Source organism: Paenibacillus foliorum (assembly GCF_013141765.1).
Lineage (GTDB): Bacteria > Bacillota > Bacilli > Paenibacillales > NBRC-103111 > Paenibacillus_S > Paenibacillus_S foliorum.
Genome location: NZ_WHOD01000119.1, coordinates 79,142 through 98,489 on the forward strand (window position 1 = coordinate 79,142; position 19,348 = coordinate 98,489).

Annotated in this window: 21 protein-coding genes and 1 other annotated feature; of the genes, 3 read left to right on the top strand and 18 right to left on the bottom strand. The window is 42.9% G+C overall.

Annotated features, from left to right (window positions below):
* Positions 1 to 99: 99 nt before the first annotated feature.
* On the top strand, positions 100 to 1,029 hold the full coding sequence (locus GC093_RS31160; protein WP_171655840.1) for a polysaccharide deacetylase family protein: 930 nt from the start codon (positions 100 to 102) through the stop codon (positions 1,027 to 1,029).
* 99 nt (positions 1,030 to 1,128) lie between these two features.
* Here GC093_RS31160 and GC093_RS31165 read toward each other — a convergent pair whose 3' ends face one another.
* Complete coding sequence (locus GC093_RS31165) at positions 1,129 to 1,356, bottom strand: hypothetical protein (protein ID WP_171655761.1); 228 nt, start codon at positions 1,354 to 1,356, stop codon at positions 1,129 to 1,131.
* Entirely contained in the window at positions 1,356 to 1,949 is a 594-nt protein-coding gene (locus tag GC093_RS31170) for a CPBP family intramembrane glutamic endopeptidase (RefSeq protein ID WP_171655841.1), read from the bottom strand. The genes GC093_RS31165 and GC093_RS31170 overlap by 1 nt, the downstream gene beginning before the upstream one ends.
* A gap of 67 nt (positions 1,950 to 2,016) precedes the next feature.
* Here GC093_RS31170 and GC093_RS31175 point away from each other — a divergent pair, with 67 nt between their 5' ends.
* Complete coding sequence (locus GC093_RS31175) at positions 2,017 to 2,934, top strand: BAR domain-containing protein (RefSeq protein ID WP_171655842.1); 918 nt, start codon at positions 2,017 to 2,019, stop codon at positions 2,932 to 2,934.
* Positions 2,935 to 3,040: 106 nt separating this feature from the next.
* Here the strand turns inward: GC093_RS31175 and GC093_RS31180 are convergent, their stop codons facing one another.
* Complete coding sequence (locus GC093_RS31180) at positions 3,041 to 3,367, bottom strand: rhodanese-like domain-containing protein (RefSeq protein WP_171655843.1); 327 nt, start codon at positions 3,365 to 3,367, stop codon at positions 3,041 to 3,043.
* Positions 3,368 to 3,610: 243 nt separating this feature from the next.
* Positions 3,611 to 3,877, top strand: a binding site (T-box leader).
* Positions 3,878 to 3,946: 69 nt separating this feature from the next.
* On the opposite strand from GC093_RS31180, the gene serA reads away from it, so the two are divergent.
* Entirely contained in the window at positions 3,947 to 5,530 is a 1,584-nt protein-coding gene (serA, locus tag GC093_RS31185) for a phosphoglycerate dehydrogenase (protein ID WP_171655844.1), read from the top strand.
* 113 nt (positions 5,531 to 5,643) lie between these two features.
* On the opposite strand, the gene GC093_RS31190 is transcribed toward serA, so the two are convergent.
* The 15 genes from GC093_RS31190 to ribH form a co-directional block, all read right to left on the bottom strand.
* Positions 5,644 to 7,509: a HAMP domain-containing sensor histidine kinase gene (locus tag GC093_RS31190; RefSeq protein ID WP_171655845.1), complete on the bottom strand. Its 1,866-nt coding sequence runs from the start codon at positions 7,507 to 7,509 to the stop codon at positions 5,644 to 5,646.
* 1 nt (position 7,510) lies between these two features.
* Positions 7,511 to 8,227, bottom strand: a complete 717-nt coding sequence (locus GC093_RS31195; protein ID WP_171655846.1) for a response regulator transcription factor — start codon at positions 8,225 to 8,227, stop codon at positions 7,511 to 7,513.
* Between the two features lie 24 nt (positions 8,228 to 8,251).
* Positions 8,252 to 9,487 (bottom strand): cytochrome c biogenesis protein CcsA, encoded by a 1,236-nt coding sequence (ccsA, locus tag GC093_RS31200; protein WP_171655946.1) that lies wholly within the window; start codon positions 9,485 to 9,487, stop codon positions 8,252 to 8,254.
* Between the two features lie 11 nt (positions 9,488 to 9,498).
* Positions 9,499 to 11,184 (bottom strand): cytochrome c biogenesis protein ResB, encoded by a 1,686-nt coding sequence (gene resB / locus GC093_RS31205; RefSeq protein WP_171655847.1) that lies wholly within the window; start codon positions 11,182 to 11,184, stop codon positions 9,499 to 9,501.
* Between the two features lie 339 nt (positions 11,185 to 11,523).
* Positions 11,524 to 12,054 carry a thiol-disulfide oxidoreductase ResA gene (gene resA / locus GC093_RS31210; protein WP_171655848.1) on the bottom strand — a complete coding sequence of 177 codons (531 nt, stop codon included), beginning with the start codon at positions 12,052 to 12,054 and terminating at the stop codon, positions 11,524 to 11,526.
* Positions 12,055 to 12,120: 66 nt separating this feature from the next.
* Complete coding sequence (locus GC093_RS31215) at positions 12,121 to 12,867, bottom strand: pseudouridine synthase (RefSeq protein WP_171655849.1); 747 nt, start codon at positions 12,865 to 12,867, stop codon at positions 12,121 to 12,123.
* Positions 12,868 to 12,888: 21 nt separating this feature from the next.
* Positions 12,889 to 13,230, bottom strand: a complete 342-nt coding sequence (locus GC093_RS31220) for a peptidoglycan recognition protein family protein (RefSeq protein ID WP_171655850.1) — start codon at positions 13,228 to 13,230, stop codon at positions 12,889 to 12,891.
* Positions 13,231 to 13,337: 107 nt separating this feature from the next.
* Positions 13,338 to 13,871, bottom strand: coding sequence for a spore maturation protein (locus GC093_RS31225; protein ID WP_171655851.1), 534 nt, complete (start codon positions 13,869 to 13,871; stop codon positions 13,338 to 13,340).
* 5 nt (positions 13,872 to 13,876) lie between these two features.
* Positions 13,877 to 14,503: a nucleoside recognition domain-containing protein gene (locus GC093_RS31230; RefSeq protein ID WP_171655852.1), complete on the bottom strand. Its 627-nt coding sequence runs from the start codon at positions 14,501 to 14,503 to the stop codon at positions 13,877 to 13,879.
* 32 nt (positions 14,504 to 14,535) lie between these two features.
* Entirely contained in the window at positions 14,536 to 15,708 is a 1,173-nt protein-coding gene (locus GC093_RS31235) for a D-alanyl-D-alanine carboxypeptidase family protein (protein WP_171655853.1), read from the bottom strand.
* A 186-nt stretch (positions 15,709 to 15,894) separates the two neighbouring features.
* Positions 15,895 to 16,383 carry a GerW family sporulation protein gene (ytfJ, locus tag GC093_RS31240; RefSeq protein WP_171655947.1) on the bottom strand — a complete coding sequence of 163 codons (489 nt, stop codon included), beginning with the start codon at positions 16,381 to 16,383 and terminating at the stop codon, positions 15,895 to 15,897.
* Positions 16,384 to 16,518: 135 nt separating this feature from the next.
* Complete coding sequence (locus tag GC093_RS31245; protein WP_171655854.1) at positions 16,519 to 17,193, bottom strand: DUF2953 domain-containing protein; 675 nt, start codon at positions 17,191 to 17,193, stop codon at positions 16,519 to 16,521.
* Positions 17,194 to 17,333: 140 nt separating this feature from the next.
* Positions 17,334 to 17,951, bottom strand: coding sequence for an SMC-Scp complex subunit ScpB (gene scpB, locus GC093_RS31250; RefSeq protein ID WP_171655855.1), 618 nt, complete (start codon positions 17,949 to 17,951; stop codon positions 17,334 to 17,336).
* On the bottom strand, positions 17,920 to 18,684 hold the full coding sequence (locus GC093_RS31255) for a segregation and condensation protein A (protein WP_171655948.1): 765 nt from the start codon (positions 18,682 to 18,684) through the stop codon (positions 17,920 to 17,922). Before GC093_RS31255 ends, scpB begins: the two co-directional genes overlap by 32 nt.
* Positions 18,685 to 18,877: 193 nt before the next feature.
* The gene (gene ribH, locus GC093_RS31260; protein WP_171655856.1) at positions 18,878 to 19,345 is read right to left on the bottom strand and encodes a 6,7-dimethyl-8-ribityllumazine synthase; all 468 of its coding nucleotides are present in this window, start codon (positions 19,343 to 19,345) and stop codon (positions 18,878 to 18,880) included.
* Positions 19,346 to 19,348: the final 3 nt, after the last annotated feature.

Consider the following 19,348-nt stretch of genomic DNA (forward strand, 5'->3'; position numbering starts at 1 on the left):
ATCCCTCCATCCGAATAGGTTCAATCTTATTTTTTACTATGTACGAACGAAGCATGCATGATAAAATTAGGAAACCATCATGAATAGGAGCAACTACAAATGAATATGAAACTTACAACACTCTTTGCTGCATTGCTGATAATAACCACAACTGCCTGCTCCAATAATACAAGTACACCTGCTGCATCACAGCAGCCCTCACCTACGGTGCCGACTGCTCAGGGTTCAACAACCATCAATACGCCTCAGAGCACAGACCAAAAACCAATTCCCGAAAAGCAGACGGGAGCTGTCCCTATTCCCCCAATCGTTGATTCTAAAGTTCCTGCCGCCGGTAAAGAACCTAATGCATCTAATGAGCAGGCAGCCGCTCCTCAAACGACAACCAAACTTTACAAAATGAATCCAAAATCCTACGACATAGTTCCAATCGATCCTGCTACTACAGATAAAAAGGTTGTATTGCTCACCTTTGATGACGGTCCACGCAACAAAGAAGTACTGGAAGGCATATTAAACACATTGGATAAACACAAAGCCAAAGCTATCTTCTTCGTTAATGGTTATTTAGTAAAACAAAAGCCTGAGCTGCTCAAGCTAATTAAGGAGCGCGGCCAAACGATTGGAAATCATTCTTGGGACCATATTGATTTAAAGAAAGAAGGCAAGGATAAAATAGATCAGCAAGTCGAAGACGTCCAGAAAATTGTGAAGGAATTAACAGGCAGCGCACCCCAGTTTTTCCGCCCGCCTTTTGGTTCAGGCAGTGATGAATTGCGAGCCAAGGTGAAACAAGAAAACATGCTATACATGACATGGTCAAATGGATCTTTGGATTGGGAAATGTCCGCTAAGAAAAATGATCCGAATAAGGTAATCAGCAATGTTATGGAGCAGCTAAGAGGAGGCAGCAACATCTTAATGCACGAGCTGCCCTGGACTGAAAAGGCTTTGGATAGCATGCTTACTCAGTTGGAGGAGAAGCAATACGGCTTTGTTGATCCAGAACTTATCGAGGTAAACCCATAATAAAAAGCCTCCCATAATATGAAGCCATGCAGCTTACTTCATATTGCAGGAGGCTTTTTAATTTTTCCCTATAAGCAGCTAACTTACACCCTACGGATGTCAAGCTTCTCCTTTAACTTTACGCCAGCCCCACACTAACAGCCCTACAACCAGCAATATAAATAACCATAATAAGGTTCGGTAGAAAATGCGCAGCCATTTTTCTTTCTCAGTTGGATGGACCGCATTGCGCGGAGGAAGAAAAGTATCATCCTGCTGATCTTCTGCCGTTCCTTTTTTCATGTCATTTGATTGATTCTGCAGATTTTGATTTGAATTGGAAAACATTAATCTTCTCTCCTGTAGCGAATGATGCAACCCATGATAAAGTCGATAATAAAATGTGCAACAATTGGTGTCCACAACGACCCTGTCTGAATATAGATCCAGCCCAGCCCGTAGCTTATACTAAAAACCAAGCCTGTCATAAGCCAATGCTGCAAATACCTGATATGAATAGCAGCGAACAGAATACTTGTCCAATAGGGACCCCATGATGCTTGAATCGCGCCGCGGAATAACCATTCTTCGCAAATAGCGACAACAAACGACAGTAACGCAATGTGCCATAACGGACGATTTTTAAAAATCATTTCATTAATACCGCCGTCATCCATAACTTCTGCTGGAACCCATCTCGAGACAAGAATATCGACAAGGAGCACTACCCCGGCAAAAGCTATCCCCCAAATTGGAATATATATGCCTTTCTCTAAAGATAACATCGTTCCCAAGGAAGGTCGTTGAAATAGCATAATAATACATGCTATCACAAACACGACTAACTGCGTCATGTACAAGTTGATCAAAAGCATTCTGTCATCTAAAGTTTGGATATCCACTTTTTGAAATTTAAACTGTTTGAAATTAATTTTTTTCATCAATTATTCCCTTTTTCGACAATATCACCTATACTATCAATAGAATTTAAGATAAGGAGCTAGGGTCATGAATAAGCGGCTGTCACGTACCGATTACTTATTTGCCATCATGTTTATCTTTATGCTTGTACTTGCTCTTGGCACCTTCTTCTTTGGTCTAAGGATGGGACAAGAACGAGCCACAACAAAGTATGAGGACCTGCTCTTCAAGAAAAATGAAGTAGCTAATGGATACTCTGCTTATCATCAACAATATTTGGTGTCCTACTATCATACCATTTATCAGCCTTACAGGGAATTTCATAAGAAATGGTTTGAGAAAATCAATGAATTGGAGCAAAACCGCTCTGCCGATGGGGCCCTTATTTTAAAAGAATTAAGTAAGCTGGCTAAAGAGAAATACGATGAATTAAGCAATAAAACCATGCCCGATTCTTCTCCACTGCTTCAAGAAGCTCAACAAAATTATGCGAAGAGCCTTAAGCTATTTAATGAAGCGCTAAACAGTCTAACCGCCAGAGCGAATGGAATGCCTGGATCCGAACTGGTTAAGCTAATGGATAAGGATGTTTATTTATCCGAAGCTCAGCAATTTTCTCTAAACTCGCAAAAAAACTATTATGAATCCATCATTAAATGGAATGAAGCTGATAATCCACAGCTAAAAAAGGTCGATCTCACTAAATCGCTTCTCCTTACTGATTGGGGTACATTAAGTCTGAACGTGAAGAACGAATACATAGCACAAGCACTTTTAACCGGCAAATCCTTCACACCCTTTACTCCACAAGACTTATCTGTTCGAATCGATGAAATCATTGCATCCGGACAAGCTAAGAAGATGAATCTGACCGAGGTTCAACAAGTAATCAGTGTACTTCTGGCAACGGAAGCTGTTCGTACGGGCGATTTTATCCGGAATAAAGCGAAATTTTATCCGAATGAAATCCTTCCGCAGCTCCCATTCTTCTCAAGTCAAAATTAGTGATACACTATCGAAGTGAGCCCTTACAGTATATTATGAAAAAAAGCCATCGTGTAGGAGCCTTGCTCCTACAACGATGGCTTTTCATTTGAATAGCACAGATGTCCTAATCGTACTGAAACCCTCTAAGCATAGCAACAGCCGCCATGCCACCGTCGACATTAATTACATCCTCATACCCCTGCTCCTGTAAGAAATAGCATACATTCGCGCTGCGTACGCCATGCGCACAAATAATATATAACTTGCGATCCCTGGGTAACTGATCCAAATTAGCAGGAATAGTATTCATGGGGATTAAAATCGATTCTTCCAGGTGATAATATTCCCATTCCATCTGTTCGCGTACATCTATGACTAAAGCATCTTCCAGTTCACCCTTATTAAGTAATCCGGTAAATTCTCTTGGTGAAATGATTTCAAATGAATCCATATTCGTCACTCCTCTCATTAGTGTTGATTGAAGAATAAACGAAAATTCATATTAGATCAACCCAAAACCATTGCAATTCTGCCGAGATTGCCATAAAATATGGTAGTGCTCTTACACAAGTCAACATTTTTTTATGAAGTGCACACCCCTGTTTTCCTTAGGTTTTGAATAAGCTGTGACAACATTCTTCATCTATTGACATGGCCTTCCAGGTCATGTTACGCTTATGAAAATTTCATTTGTAACAAAACATTGACGGAGAACGTGTAAACTTGCTAATGCACAGAGAGCCGATGATAGGTGCGAATCGGACATTATTGTTTACACAAAGCACTCCAGAGTTGCTGAGCTGAAAAGTGAAGGGTTATTCATTAGAATATCTGCTTCCTCTAGGTACAGCCGGGTAGAAACCGTTATATTTCTGGGTCTTTAACAAGGACCCATAAGGTTGCAGGTGCGAGCTTGCAACGAATTAGGGTGGTACCACGAAAGTTACTCTTCGTCCCTTGTATACGGCAATCGTATGGGGATTAGGAGTTTTTTTGTGTTTGTTTAAATATGAATTGGAGGTCATTAAGAATGTATAAAGTGTTAGTTATGGATGGCATCAGCGATTTGGGAATCCAACTGCTGAATGACGCAGCTGATGTAACAGTGGATAAGAAGGCAGGCCTATCCGAAGATGAACTGATTGCAATCATTGCTGATTATGATGCAATGATGGTACGCAGCCAGACGAAAGTAACCGAGAGAATCATGGCAGCAGCTCCTAAGCTTAAGGTTGTTGGCCGTGCAGGTGTTGGAGTCGATAATATCGACCTCGAAGCTGCAACTCAGCGCGGTATCGTTGTTATTAATGCTCCTGACGGCAATACAATTGCCACTTGCGAATTAACGTTCGCCATGATGATGGCAGTAGCTCGTTCCATCCCTCAAGCATACAAAAAAACGGTTGAAGGCGAGTGGGATCGTAAAACATTCGTCGGTGTCGAGCTACGTAATAAAGTACTTGGTATTCTCGGCATGGGCCGTATCGGTAGTGAGGTAGCTAGACGCGCGAAAGTATTCGGCATGGAAGTCATCGGATATGATCCTTTCCTAACGGAAGAGCGTGCAGAGAAGCTTGGCGTGAAGCTAGGTACAGTTAATGAAATCGCAGCTCAAGCGGACTTCATAACTGTCCACACACCACTTACTAACGAAACTCGCCATATTATCGCCCGTCCACAATTTGAATTAATGAGAAAAGGCGTAAGAATTATTAACTGCGCCCGCGGCGGCATCATTGATGAGTTGGCATTGGTTGAAGCTATTGACGCTGGAATCGTGGCAGGAGCTGCTTTTGACGTATACGAGCAAGAGCCGCCTCAAGCTGACCATCCTTTCTTAAATAATCCAAAGATCATTGTAACCCCTCACTTGGGAGCTTCGACTGTTGAAGCTCAAGAGAACGTGGCTATAGATGTTTCCGAGGAAGTGCTTCATATCCTACGCGATGAACCGTTCAAAAATGCGGTTAACATGCCTCCGGTTCCAGCAACCGTACTGAATCAGCTTCAGCCATACTTCTCGCTTGGAGAAAAGCTGGGCCAATTCATTGGACAAACAACTGAAGGTGCTGTTAAGGAAATCGTTGTAAGCTATGCTGGAGATTTGGCAGATGTGGACACTAATCCACTTACTCGCTATATTGTCAGAGGCATCTTATCTAACCAATTGGAAGGCGTGAACATCGTTAATGCGATGCACCTTGCCAAATCACGTGGTGTTAATGTCGTTATTCAAAAATCGGCAGCAAGCAAAACCTTTACTAATTTGTTATCTGTTACACTTAAAACCAAAAATGAAGAGCACATCGTAGCAGGAACTCTACTCAGCGGTTATGGCGAGCGTATCGTTCAAATTGACCAGTATCCGGTAGATATTACTCCAAACGGAAATCTTCTTCTTATCTCACATAATGACAAACCAGGTATCATTGGTAAAGTCGGAACTTTGCTTGGAAGCAATGACGTCAATATCGCCACCATGCAGGTAGGCCGTAAAGTGTTTGGCGGTTCTGCTATTATGGTATTGACGACTGATAAGCAAACTCCAAAGGAAGTCCTAGGCCAATTGATCCAGCTGCCTGAGCTGACTCACGTGAGCGAGCTATCTCTCTAGTATTTTTCGAGGCTAAGCCTACTTACGAAGCCTGATTGTTTCACGAACAACAAGATAAAATCTTACGTTTCAACAAAAAGAGAGCTTCCGATCCTAGAATCGGAAGCTCTCTTTTACATTTTTGGGTCTTTCAGAGGAAGAATTACGGAAAATGTCGTTCCTTGGCCTACAGTGCTTTTAACCTGTACAGTGCCCTGATGTGCCTCCACAAGGTTTCGAACGATTGACAGTCCTAAACCTGTTCCTCCTGAAGTGCCCCTTGTACGAGCCTTATCGGCCTTATAGAAACGCTCAAAGATGTAAGGCAAATCGCTTGCCGCTATTCCGTAGCCTTGGTCACTTATTTCAATAAGCGCAGCCTTCTCGCCTTTAAACTGAATCGTTTCCGCTCGCATCTCAATCGCTGCATCACGCGGGGTATGGCGAAAAGCATTGTCCAACAAATTTGTCATTACCTGTTCTAGCCTGTCTTCATCAGCCTCATGCAGGATCAGTTCTTGATCCGGTAGTTCGCAGGTTAAGGAGATGTTCTGGTCCTTAGATAACACAGCAAACTTGCGATGAATTCGTTTCATGAAGCTTCCGACTTCCATTGGTCTGAAATGGAGTTCTATATTGCCTGTCTCCATCCGAGCCAAATCCAATAAATCACGCACTAGCCTTCCCATACGTAACGACTCATCATGAATAACTTGAGCAAGCTCTTGGCGTTCTTCAGGGGTTCCCGCGATATCATCCAGCAATGCCTCACTATATCCTTGAAGCATCGATAGAGGCGTTCGCAGCTCATGTGATACATTAGCAACGAAATCCTTACGCAGCTTATCTAACCTGAACTCCTCTGTCACGTCACGAAGTACAGCTACGACACCACGTACTGCATCTCTTGAATATAGTGGTGCCATTACAACGGACCAAACTTCATTTTGTACGTGAAGCTTGGATGAAATCTCATGTGCCCCGCTTATCACATCATCAAACAGCATCCTCATCGGTTCGGGTATCTTGCTATCCTGTATTTCCATAGAAGTAACGATAGAACCCTCTGACTTCAAATCATCGTTCCACTGAATCTCGTTCCATTCCGTAATAATTTTGTTCCCTTGCGGGTTGGTTAAGATAACATTCCCATCCGCATCGAACGTCACAACCGCATCTGTCATACTTCGCAGTACGCTTGATAGATGCTCTTTTTCATGGCTTAAAGCCTTAATTGTATCCGATAACTCCTCGCCCATGCGGTTAAACGTTCTGCCTAGTTCACCAATTTCATCGGTTGAGGCTACCGGAACTCTTGTGCCATATTCCCCGTGTGAAATCAAATCAGCTGCTTTCTTAAGGCGAAGCAAAGGCTGAGTAATTTTCGTAGAGAGAAAGAAGGTGAAAAAGGTAGTCATCAGAAAACCGATAACTCCAACATAAGCAAATACTCGCTTTACGTAGGCTTGCGTCACCTCAACCGATTGAGTGGACTGGTACAATATAACCGCGCCGATAATATTTTGCTGAATGCTGTCCATCAGCGGTACAGCTACAGCAGAATACAAATTATTTGTCTGCTGCTTTTTCCCGCCTATTGTTCCAGTTCCAGCAATTTGATTATCTATCGACTCACCACTAAACACAGATTGGAGCGATTGCTTGGTAAAAAAATCATCATAATGCATATCATTCAAATTGCCATTATCGCGAAACGTATTTAGCTGCTTATAATCGGTATTAATAATAAATACGGTCGCTTCCTGTGCACTCAATAAGTCATTTACTAACGTTATATAGCGATCCTCTTCCATGTGATTGGAAATACCGCTTGCTACTTTTATAGCTACTCTATGCAAATTTTCGGTTTGATCCTGTGATTTCGGAAATGAGGTTTCAATATATTGGCTAAGAAACAAGCCTAACACAACCAGTATAACAGCTACCAATCCAATGATGGTCAGCCATAGCTTACCTACTACGCTTTTTAAAATAAACACTTTACTTAGGCACCTCTAGCTTATAGCCCACGCCCCACACGGTTGTAATCATGGATGCAGCATCAGGAGAAACCTTATTTAACTTCTCTCGCAGCCTTTTAACATGAGTGTCCACGGTGCGCAGATCCCCAAAAAACTCGTAATTCCATACGTCCTTCAATAGCTCTTCTCTGGAAAACACCTTATCAGGAGAAACAGCCAAATAGTGCAGCAGCTCATACTCTTTAGGAGTAAGCGCCACTTCTTGACCGCCAGCGCTTACGCGGTGGGCATCATGCTCTATTACAAGGTTCGGGAACACAATATTGTTGCTTGTATTTACTTCCTTGGATAGATAAGCCGTTACCGAAGATCTACGCAAAATCGCTTTGACCCGATAAATCACCTCACGTGGACTGAAGGGCTTCACAACATAATCATCAGCGCCCATTTCAAACCCTTGAACACGGTTCGTTTCTTCACCTTTAGCTGTAAGCATAATAACTGGAGTAGACTTCACCTGACGCAATCTAGCGCACACCTCATTACCGTCGATACCCGGCAGCATGACATCGAGAAGTATTAAATCATAATCAACCTCTAGCGCGTATTTCAGAGCAGTCTCGCCATCTTCCGCCTCTTCGATAATAAAATTTTCTTTTTCCAAATACATCCGCAATAAGCGGCGAATTCTTTCTTCGTCATCTACAACCAATATGGTCATCTTTGCTTCTAGCATCGATATCAACTCTTTTCCAATTAATTATACGCCCGAGTAAGAATGAAGTCCGGCAATAACAAGGTTAACGCCGATTAATGTAAACATTACAACCATAAAGCCGATAACAGCAAGCCATGCAGACTTCTTACCCTGCCAGCCTTTTGACAAACGGAAATGTAAATAAGCTGCATAATACAACCAAGTGATCAAAGCCCATACTTCTTTGGGATCCCAACCCCAGAAGCGTCCCCAGGCTTCAGCAGCCCAAATCATGGCGAATATTAATGCACCGAGCGTAAATATGGGGTAACCAATAGCTATCGCCCGGTAGCTGATCTCATCGATATCCTCTCCATCAATGCCATTAAGCATAGGACTTAGCATCATACCCAAAGGCTTACGGGCAATGAGCCGCAGCAAACCATACAAGATCAAGCCTGAAAGAACAGACCATACAACCGTATTCAGCTTACGTCCTGCATTTGCACCCTTCATCCAAGAAGGAGCTTCGAATGGAGCTTCCGTCATACCGAGGAACGGCTTCATGTCCAACTGCTCCCCTTCGTATGGCTTAAAGATCGGCGGCAGCACGTAATCTACAGGCTGCTTAACAGTTTGCACAATACCCTCTTTATCGGTATATGTAACATCATTTGCGAACTTGGCATGATAGCCTGTTGCATTGAATCCGAATATAGACACCACGAACGCTACGATCATAACAAGAAAAAATAACGTGAACTCAACTCCACGCTGCTCCTTACGATCGGCAGCTTCCTTGCTTTTGAAATTAACGCTGCGCAGCAAGTACATAAGTCCTGCCGCAAACCCGACAGCAAAAAAGGCTTCGCCAGTCGCTGCAGTAGTTACGTGGATTTTGAGCCAATAGCTTTGCAAGGCAGGGATTAGTGGTTGAATTTCTTTTGGAAATACCGAAGCATAAGCAATAATGATGATGCCAACCGGCAGTGCAAATGCACCAAGCACCGGTGCACGGTATATAAAATAAACAATGATAAAAGCAAACATAATCATCATGCCGAGAAAGGTCATGAATTCGTACATATTGCTGATTGGAATATGGCCGCCTTCCGCCCATCTTAAGAAGAAAAAGGATATATGGCCAAGGAATCCAACAATAGACAAACCTATTGCAATGTTGCCCCATTTTCTTGTGTGCGCTTCAGGATCCTCCTTATTCCATTTTTTACCGAGAATTGCGATAACAAAGCTCAGAAATGCCGCATTATACACAATAAACGCGATTAATAAAAACATACTGCTATCCACTATTTCACCACTCCTGCTTCTAACGATTTAGGATCTACATCGATTCCTGACTTATGAAGAATTTGAGCTACTTCTTTACGGACGCCAAACCAGTTTTTGTTAGTATGCGCCCCCAATGCTAATCTTCCATTATCGATACGAAGCCAGATCCGGCGATGATGCCAATAAAAGCCCATAATTAAGCCAATCATTGAAATCGTTGCTCCTACCCAAACGAATGGCATGGCACGATCAATACGTATATTTAAATAACTGATATATTCAGAGAATTTCACATCCGTCATTGAATTCACAGACAATTCCAGTTTGTCCGCCATCGCTCCATTGATTTTATCCTGCTGAAATGCTTCCTTATCAATCTGTCTTGGGAAATAAAGATAAGGCTCGCCCTGTGGCAGCAAATCAGGTCCGGTTATAGAAAAAATAAAGGCAGGCTTTTTCGGTTCATTCGAGTTTGTCATCGGCACTCCCTTGGAATCCAAACCAAAATCAGGGAAATAAGCCTTCAATGTTAGCGTATAAGCACCTGCTTTATAGCTTTCTGCAGGCCTTGACATCGAAAGATCGATACTGCCGTATGCTTCGCCTGTTTTTTTATTCTTGAGCGTCGGCTTCACTGAAATCAGCATCGGTGATTCCTTATAATCGAATTGATAAGCCATAAAACCTTTATATTGAAGCGGCGTATTGACGATAATGTCTTGACGGTATACTTCCTTGAGCTGCGGCTCTTTCCCGGATTCATTACAATCAGCTGTGCATTCATATAAGACCGCCTTGGTCTCATACACTTTAGGAACAGCTTGCTGTTTCTCGCGGAACCCCTCAGACATTTCCTGCTCGCTATAATATTCAAGCGTAAATTTTTCATTTTTCAAATAATACGGCGTATCGGTAATTTTAATGGCTTGGCCCTCGGGAAAAGCAACGTGCTGATCCATATGCCAGCCTGGAATACCTCTCATTAACACAGCCATGAGAAAAATAATAAGACCAATGTGATTAATGTATGGACCCCAACGGCTAAACCTGTATTTCTCTGCAAGTAATGCGGTTCCATCTTTATGTACACGGTAGTTCTGCTTTTTTAGCAGCACTGCTGCTTGATCGACCCATGCCAATTCCTCAGCCTTGGAAATCTCAGTATCCGTACCTGTGTTTCTTAACTGTCCATCATAAGATACCTTTTGCCGTAAAATAAAGTCCAGATGCTTGCGGATCTGCTGTTTATTCAGGGCACGATAAAGTGGAAGCACACGATCTAAGCTGCAGACGACAAGTGAAGTCCCAATCATAAATAGGAGCCCTATAAACCACCATGATTCAAATGTGTGCGATAAACCGGTTAAATAATAAATTTCTCCAAATGTTCCGTAGGTGTCCTTATAGTAGGTAGAAGGATCAAAATTAAGAAAGGTACTTTCCTGAGGATAAATGGTTCCGAGCGATGATCCTATAAGTGTAATTATTATCAGATAGATCGCGATCTTTACGGAAGAAAAGAAGTTCCATACTCTATCCAGCAGGTTGGGATTTTCCTTCTGTGATCGTCTGGCCACCCCATCGTAACGCATCTCCAGTGGAGCCTCTCCTGTGACCTCATACAAGGGTTTTCCACAGGATTCGCAAAGAACGGTACCTACATGATTCTGGTGGCCGCATTCGCATTTTGTGTTTTGAATCATGGTGGTCCTCCTAAGAGCTAATATGTGAGTTAGTTTCAGCGTTGCGTAAAAGAGAGCGCCTTCGGCCGCTGTTGAAAGAGTGTTCCCTTAATTGGAAAAGAATAAGCTGTAGGAATACTCTTTCAAAAGGGGGCGCGTGAAATCTCCTGCAGCTCTCTTTTACTCCACTGACGTAAACCATCAAGACAAATAACTCTAATCGTTATTTGTAGTTGAGATTAGTAAACTCCCTAGTCGTTTACTTTATTGGAGAAAAAACACTAATCAAGAATTAAGCAGCAGGAGATAGTATCACTCCAGCTGCTTTCCTGTATTTCGCTGAAGCGATACTAAGAGCGTTTACTTAGAAGCGGCAGTAATGGAAGCAATGGTTTGCTCAATGAAGGCTTCGGTCATTTCTCCGATCCAGATCTTGGCGATTTTACCATCGGGGCCAACAAAAAAGGTCGTGGGGTAATTCATAACACCGTAGCGCTTTCGCGTTTCCTCGTTATCATCTAACAAGATTGGAAAAGTAATTTTGTACTGATCAATGAAATTTTGGACAGTAATCTTGCTTTCGCCCAAGTTCAAGCCCAAAAACTCCACCTTCTGTGCGTTTCGTTTATCAAACTGATGCTGGATCGCAGGCATTTCATCCTTACAAGGAGGACAGAAAGTACCCCAGAAGTTGATCATTACCGTCTTCCCTTTATAATCAGACAGCTGATGCTCCTTGCCATCTAATCCAACAAGAGTGAAATCCGGTGCCTTGCTTCCTTCTACCGGCTTTTTATCCTTAGCATACAAGTTGTTGATTAGCGTTAAAGCCCCAATCAAAAGAACAGCAGAAAAAATAACCAGCTGCACCCATCGTTTATTTTTTCCCATTGGTTTACACCTCAAACGTTTGCTTATCAAGCCTACACCTATTATATCGAAAATTACAGTCCGTGCTTATTTCCCTTTTTGAATATTATGTGTCTTGAGCGCATTGTCTGTCAGTTCTTTGATCTCTTGTGTTGTTAAATGACGATATCTGCCGCGGCCGACCCCTGTCAAAGCTAACGGGCCAAACATTACGCGACGAAGCCTGATAACAGGAAATTGAATCGCATCGAACATCCGACGAACCTGTCTGTTTCGACCCTCATATATGGTTATGGAGACGATAGTTTCTTTGTTATCCGGACTGATGTCGTGATAATCAACCTCCGCCGGAGCCGTCATACCGTCGTCTAGCTCAATGCCGCTGCGCAGCTTGTCCAAAAGAGAACCATGAGGCACACCTTTTACGGTAGCGTGATAGGTACGGGGAACGTGGTGCTTGGGATGTGTCAACAGATTGGCAAATTCGCCATCATTAGTCAACAGCAGCAATCCTTCCGTATCATAATCCAGCCGACCGACTGGGTATATCCTCTCTGAAATATCATGAAGAAAGTCTGTGACAATTTTGCGTCCTCCAGGATCTGAAGCACTTGTAATAACTCCTTTTGGCTTATGAAAGAGCACATATACCTTTTTCTGCTGCCGAATGGCACGTCCGTCCACATGGATCACATCCTGATTAGCACTCACTTTCACGCCTAAGGTTGTGATCACCTCACCGTTTACCATCACGCGGCCCGCAGTAATTAATTCCTCACATTTTCTTCGGGAGGCTACTCCCGCTTCTGCCAATACTTTTTGTAATCGTTCCATTAGTCTCCATTCACCTCAACCCTAATGATACCTATCCTCAGAGGAAATCACAAGCTGCGACCAAGGAAAGAATGCGCCAGGGCAAGATAAAGTGTGAGGAAAAATATCATCATGCTCGAACTTGAACGTGCCAGCCAACCTTAGAACCAATTTATTCAACAGAAAAAATTGCTCTTTCTCTTCCAATGAAAATGGATACCGGAGATCCGAAAAGTCTCCTTCCAAGCAAACATGAATATACAAAGGGTCCGTTTGTTCGGAAGAAGGGATGATAGCTCCATTGCGAGTGATAAAGAAATCATACCCTTTTCCATTAATGGAGGGACATACTGAATGATGGATAACAATACCAAAAAACTGCACGCAGCTCACTCCTTAGTGCTACCATGACTTCCCATGCATCGTGAAGGTGGTCAGCACTTATTGATCCGTTAGCTGGTACAGTATATGTGCGGAGAAAAGCGAGGGTTCTAGGCAAAAACTAAATAACATATAAGAATCGAGGCTGCGAATCCAATAATATCTGAAATTAACCCCACCTTTAGAGCATAGCTCGCTTTTCGTATACCGATAGCCCCAAAGTAAACTGTAATCACATATAACGTAGTATCTGTACTGCCCTGAATCGTCGATGCAATACGACCTACCATGGAATCGGGACCAAATTGCTGCAGCAAATCAGTGGTGAACGCGAGCGACCCTGCCCCCGTAATCGGACGCAAGATCGCTAGAGGAAGAACTTCACTTGGTATTCCAATCATCTCGAAGAACGGACGCGACCATCCAAGCATAAGCTCCATCGCTCCCGAAGCCCGGAATACGCTGATGGCTACCATCATTCCGACAAGATGGGGAATAATTCGAATTGCTGTATCAAACCCTTCCTTCGCGCCGTCAACAAAAGATTCATAGACCGGTACTTTCCGATAAGCAGCATATAAGGGAATAAAAACAATAATGACTGGAATCGCCCAAGCCGAAATTAAATTAACTATTGAATACAAGGGAATCACCCTTTCCCTTTTGGATTATGATCAGTGGGCCGACCTTGTTGTGACAACAAATATTTACGTCTGTACCATTTATCCACTAGGATAGCAGCAACGGTCGATACAAATGTTGCGAGTAGTGTAGTCCCTACAATTTCTGCCGGGTTAACGGAATTATAATTCATCCGAATCGCAATCAAGGTTGTAGGTATCAGCGTAATGCTGGCTGTATTCAGCGCAAGAAGTGTACACATCGCGGGACTTGCAATATCTTTCTGAGAATTCAAGGTTTGCAGCTCCTGCATCGCCTTGATTCCCATTGGAGTGGCTGCATTTCCAAGGCCCAGTATGTTAGCAGCCATATTGGACATGATGTAGCCTAAGGCTGGGTGATCCTTGGGAACACTAGGAAATAAGAAGCGCACTGCTGGTCGAATCAATGCAGACAACACTCGCAGCATACCGGCATCCTCGGCAATGCGCATGATGCCAAGCCAAAAAACCATTATGCTGATTAGACCAAAGCAAACGGTTACCCCGCTTTTTGCCCCATCAAATGTCGCCTGAGTAACCAATTCTATCTTACCTTGAGCTGCGGCGACAATAAAACCGGCAACGATGAAAAACAACCAAATCACATTAACCATAGGTTATCGCCACTCCTTCCCCGGTTTGGCAGTTAATCGGAATTTCCCATAAACAAAACCCTCATCAGAAAATGTAAATTAAACAACCATTTATCCATAACGGATACTTCGCCTATCCCAGTTTCTGTGAAAGAGAATGCGCTGTTGTCTTTCAGCTTCAATCTTGGACTATCCTTCATATATAATGGCACGCTGCCAATCGATTTGCCGTTTAATAAATATTCTTGTTTGCCTAACTCTCCCATTCGAAAATAGATAGATCCCTGCTTATTCAGATCTATTTTTGAAGTAACTTGCGATTGCTCCATATCAAGAACGGGATAGGCGAAACTCGCTCCTGCTACATATTCCGTACCTTGAATGGCATCTCCTTTTTGAATGTAAGTTTGCAGAGGGTAGTTCTTGAACCCATAATCCAACAGCTTAGAATGATCCGCCCAGTCATCTGCATCATTCAGCGTTACCACAGCCAATTGTTGACCGTTACGTGTTGCAGAGGACACTAAACATCGTTTAGAGAGCTTGGTATAACCGGTTTTCACTCCATCTGCACCGTCATAAAGATTGAGCATTTTATTTTTATTCATCCATGTATAATCCCAAGCTTCATTTGGATTGGGTGCTTTTTTCACCTTCGTCTTCACGATCTCTTGAAATACTGGATTTCGCAGAGCGTAGGCTGTCAGCTTGGCCATATCATTGGCCGTGGAAAAGTGATTTTCCTGATCTAAACCAGATGGATTTTTAAAGCTAGAATGCTCCATACCGATCATCCTAGCCTTCTCATTCATTAGATAAACAAAACCGTCCAACGTCCCCCCCACATGCTCTGCAATAGCTGTAGCGGCATCGTTACCAGATCGCAGCATCATCCCATAAAGCAAATGCTGCAGGCTCATTTCCTCATTCAATTTCAAGTAAATAGAAGAACCCTCTTTGCCAGCTGCGTTTTTACTGATTGTAGCTGTACTCGATAGTTTGCCATGTTCAATTGCAACGATAGCCGTCATAATTTTAGTTAAACTCGCAATACGCATAGTTTTGTCACCTTGTTTGCTGTACAACACTCTCCCTGAACGCACATCTATCAAGGCCGCCGCTTCTGCGTGTGTTGAGATTGAGGGAGCAGCTTGTACGCTAATAGGCGAATAAATCGCAGAACTAAGCAAAGTCAAAGCAATTAACAGCATAATGATTCTTTTCATTTGGATCCTCCTAAGAGTTTTCGTTAGAAAACTTACTTCGTAAGCACAAAACTTTCAGCCCTATATCTTGTACATATATATGCTTATCCACACCAGTTATGTCCAAACAAAAAGAACCCTGCCAAGAACCTGTAGGTTCTTAACAAGGCCATAAATTCGTTTTATATTATGATACAAAGCTGCAAGTTAGACAATAAAGTTCTGATTCTCAATATTGTTTGTTACGGATGATGTCCCAGCGCTTGTTCCAGCACCATTGTTCATCCCATTGCCTATCGTACCTTTCATCATGCTTTGAATCCTGTCAACTACCGTAGGAGCCGAATCAATCAACCGCTCCAGCAAATGAGTCTGATTATCAAGCGGCACAATCTTAACCCCTGATTTACTTACCACCAAGAACGCAATTGGAGTAATGGATACTCCACCCCCGCTGCCTCCACCGAATGGAAGAGATACATTAGCATTCGCTGCATCATTGCGGTTCGAGCCGTTTTCCTCTGAACTAAACTCACTGCCTCCCGCTGCAAAACCAAAGCCTACCTTCGATATCGGCATAATCACACTACCGTCAGGGGTTTCCACAGGGTCGCCTACAATTGTGTTAACGTCCACCATCTCTTTGATGTTTTCCATGGCTGTTTTCATTAACCCTTGTATCGGATGTTCTGTCATCGTCATGTCGTCCTCCTTAATCCTTTTATAATAAAGTTCTTTTAAGCATTTGTTAGAATTCCCTGCAAGGATGCGGCATATCCCGAACTCCTCTTGTTAAAAAATCACAATCCACAATCAAATTAAGTTTCAACCTTATGCCTTAAACAGCACGCGCTGCCATGTTCTCCAGCCATCCTTGATCTTTATAATCCTGAAGAGCAAATGCAACCCAGCGAGCAAAATAAAATACATGCGAATTCGAGCCAAGCATAATACCTCTGTTGAGAACTTCACCTCGTTGAATTGCGGTATGACCATAATTTCCGGGCGGGTATCGAGTTTAATGAAACGAAACAGAAAGCCTAACAGAGATGTTTTTAATCCCCACACCATCCCAGTCGTCAATGCGGTTTCTGCAGCGTCCCCCACTCCCACATTCGTTTTCCAAACTACTCGAGTACAATGAACATGTTTCAATGTATCTAGAAGCCATTCATTAAACTGAAAGCAATGAGAGAGAAGGTTACGCATGATATCGAAAGCTTCTTTTATGGACCGTTTGGTTATTTTTTTCTCTGCATCCATAAGCACTTCGTCCTTCGTTTTATCCACATATTCTGTCTTAATTCCTACTCCTTCTGAAAAGCTCTTAAAAATAATAACGGGAACTTCGAATCGCTTTTTCACTAAGCCGAATACACCTTGAATATCGAGAACAATATCGTCATTATTTTTTTTACGTACAACTTTAAGACTAACCTTCACATTACTTGAAATCAACATGACTAATAAGACAACAGCTACTCCTGCGACCCAGGGCCAAACCATGACTAACCTCCACTCTTGCAGCCTTTGCGAGAAAAAGAAAAACTCCCTATGCAAGAAGCGCTGCTTCTTTTCATTTAGGAGTTAGTATAGCCCTGTATTGGCAAAACATTCGCTGTTACTATCATAGCCTTTCTGCCTGTTTATTCCGTATCCGAAACATCCTCGAAGGTTATTTGCGTAGTGTCATCACTTCCGAGTTTATCAAATAAGAGCCTCGTTTCTTCCTCTAAGTTATCCTCATTGTGGAATAGAGAAGACTCTGGAAGCTCCGCTATACTGGCTAAAGCAAAATAATCGAGAAACGATTTGGTCGTACCATATAGGATCGGTCGACCTGGAGCATCTGCCCGATCTACCTCATGAATCAGATCTTTGGCGACAAGCGTTTGAAGAGCACGGTCTGCTTTAACGCCACGGATCTCCTCGATTTCTACTCTGGTGATAGGCTGCTTATAAGCAACAATCGCCAATGTCTCTAAGGCCGCTTGTGACAATGATGTACGAGAAGGAGAATACGCAAGCCGCTCAAAAAAAGGAGCATGCGCCGGCAGGGTCGTTAATTGAAAGGTTCCTGCAAGCTCTACAATCTGCAAACCTCGCTTGCCGCGGCGCAAATCAGCTTTCAGATCCAATACAAGACCCCTTACGAAATCAGTATTTTGCTCAAGTACCTCGGCTAAATGTTTGACATCGAGACCTTCATCTCCCGCTACAAACAGTAGGCCTTCAATAACTGATTTCATCTGCCGTGAATCCATCTGCAGTCCCATCCTCTCTTGCCTGAATCACAATTTCCTCAAATAGTCGATGCTGATAGCATATAACGACCTTTACCTTCATTAACTCAAGCAGTGCCAAAAAAGTCGTAACAATCCCTTCGCGGGACATGTCCTCATCAATTAATTTGGAAAACAGCAGCTTGCCGCCTGCTTGTTCAAGCCATAACACAACTTCTTTCATTCGATCCTTCACAGAAATCTCATCCTTGCGGATTTTGGCAATCATATTCCGGCTTGTCATTCTGCGAAGCGCTTTCTGGAAAGCATGAACCAAATCAGCAACGTTCAAGCCCTTGACCGGATTCTCAATTTTATGCGGGATATAAGGGGTCAGATCCTCAGGCTCGCGAGTATAAATGAGGCTTCGCTCCAGCTCTTTGTCTCTCAAATGGTCGGCTATAGCCTTATATTTACGATACTCAATCAGCTTGGCTACGAGCTCTGATCGCGGATCATAGTCCTCATCGAGCATATAATCATCATCATAATCCATCTCTATAATAGGTGGCTTCGGCAGCAGCATCTTGCTTTTTATAGACAGAAGCGTTGCCGCCATCACAAGAAATTCACTCGTTATTTCAAGCTCCAATTCCTGCATATCACCTATGTATGCCATATATTGATCAGTAATTTCTTTGATAGGGATGTTATAAATGTCTACCTCAGATTTATCAATAAGATGCAACAGCAAATCAAGGGGGCCTTCAAACATATCCAGTTTGTATGTAACTTTGTCCAACTAGATTTTCCCCCTAAGAGCTTTCTGTAGGAAAGCTAACTTCGTAAGCGTTATGTATTCCTGGCCTTCATATGAAAAGCTTTTTTCGCAAGCATGCTGAGCTCCCAAAAGGAAACTCAGCATGTGTCATTACTCTATTATACTGATTTTATAGGAAAAAGCTAAATTAAGATAGTTGTTTTGTTAAATTTGCCATTTCGATGGCGGTTACAGCAGCTTCCCAGCCTTTATTACCGGCCTTAGTGCCCGCACGTTCCACCGCTTGTTCAATGGAATCCGTGGTTAATACTCCAAAAATAGTAGGAACGCCGGTCTTAAGATTGATAGCAGCCACACCTTTGGCAGCTTCGCTGCACACATAATCGAAATGAGGAGTTGAGCCACGAATTACAGCACCCAATGTGATCACTGCATCGTATTTGCCGCTCTCAGCCATTTTTTGTGCTATCAACGCGATTTCAAATGCACCTGGAACCCAAGCTACCTCTACCTCTTCCTCAGTAGCACCGTGACGCTTCAAAGCGTCTAAAGCGCCACCCAACAGCTTGCTAGTGATGAATTCATTAAATCTTCCAACAACGATTCCGTATTTCAGTCCTACCGATATTAAATGTCCTTCGTATACTTTTGCCATGTT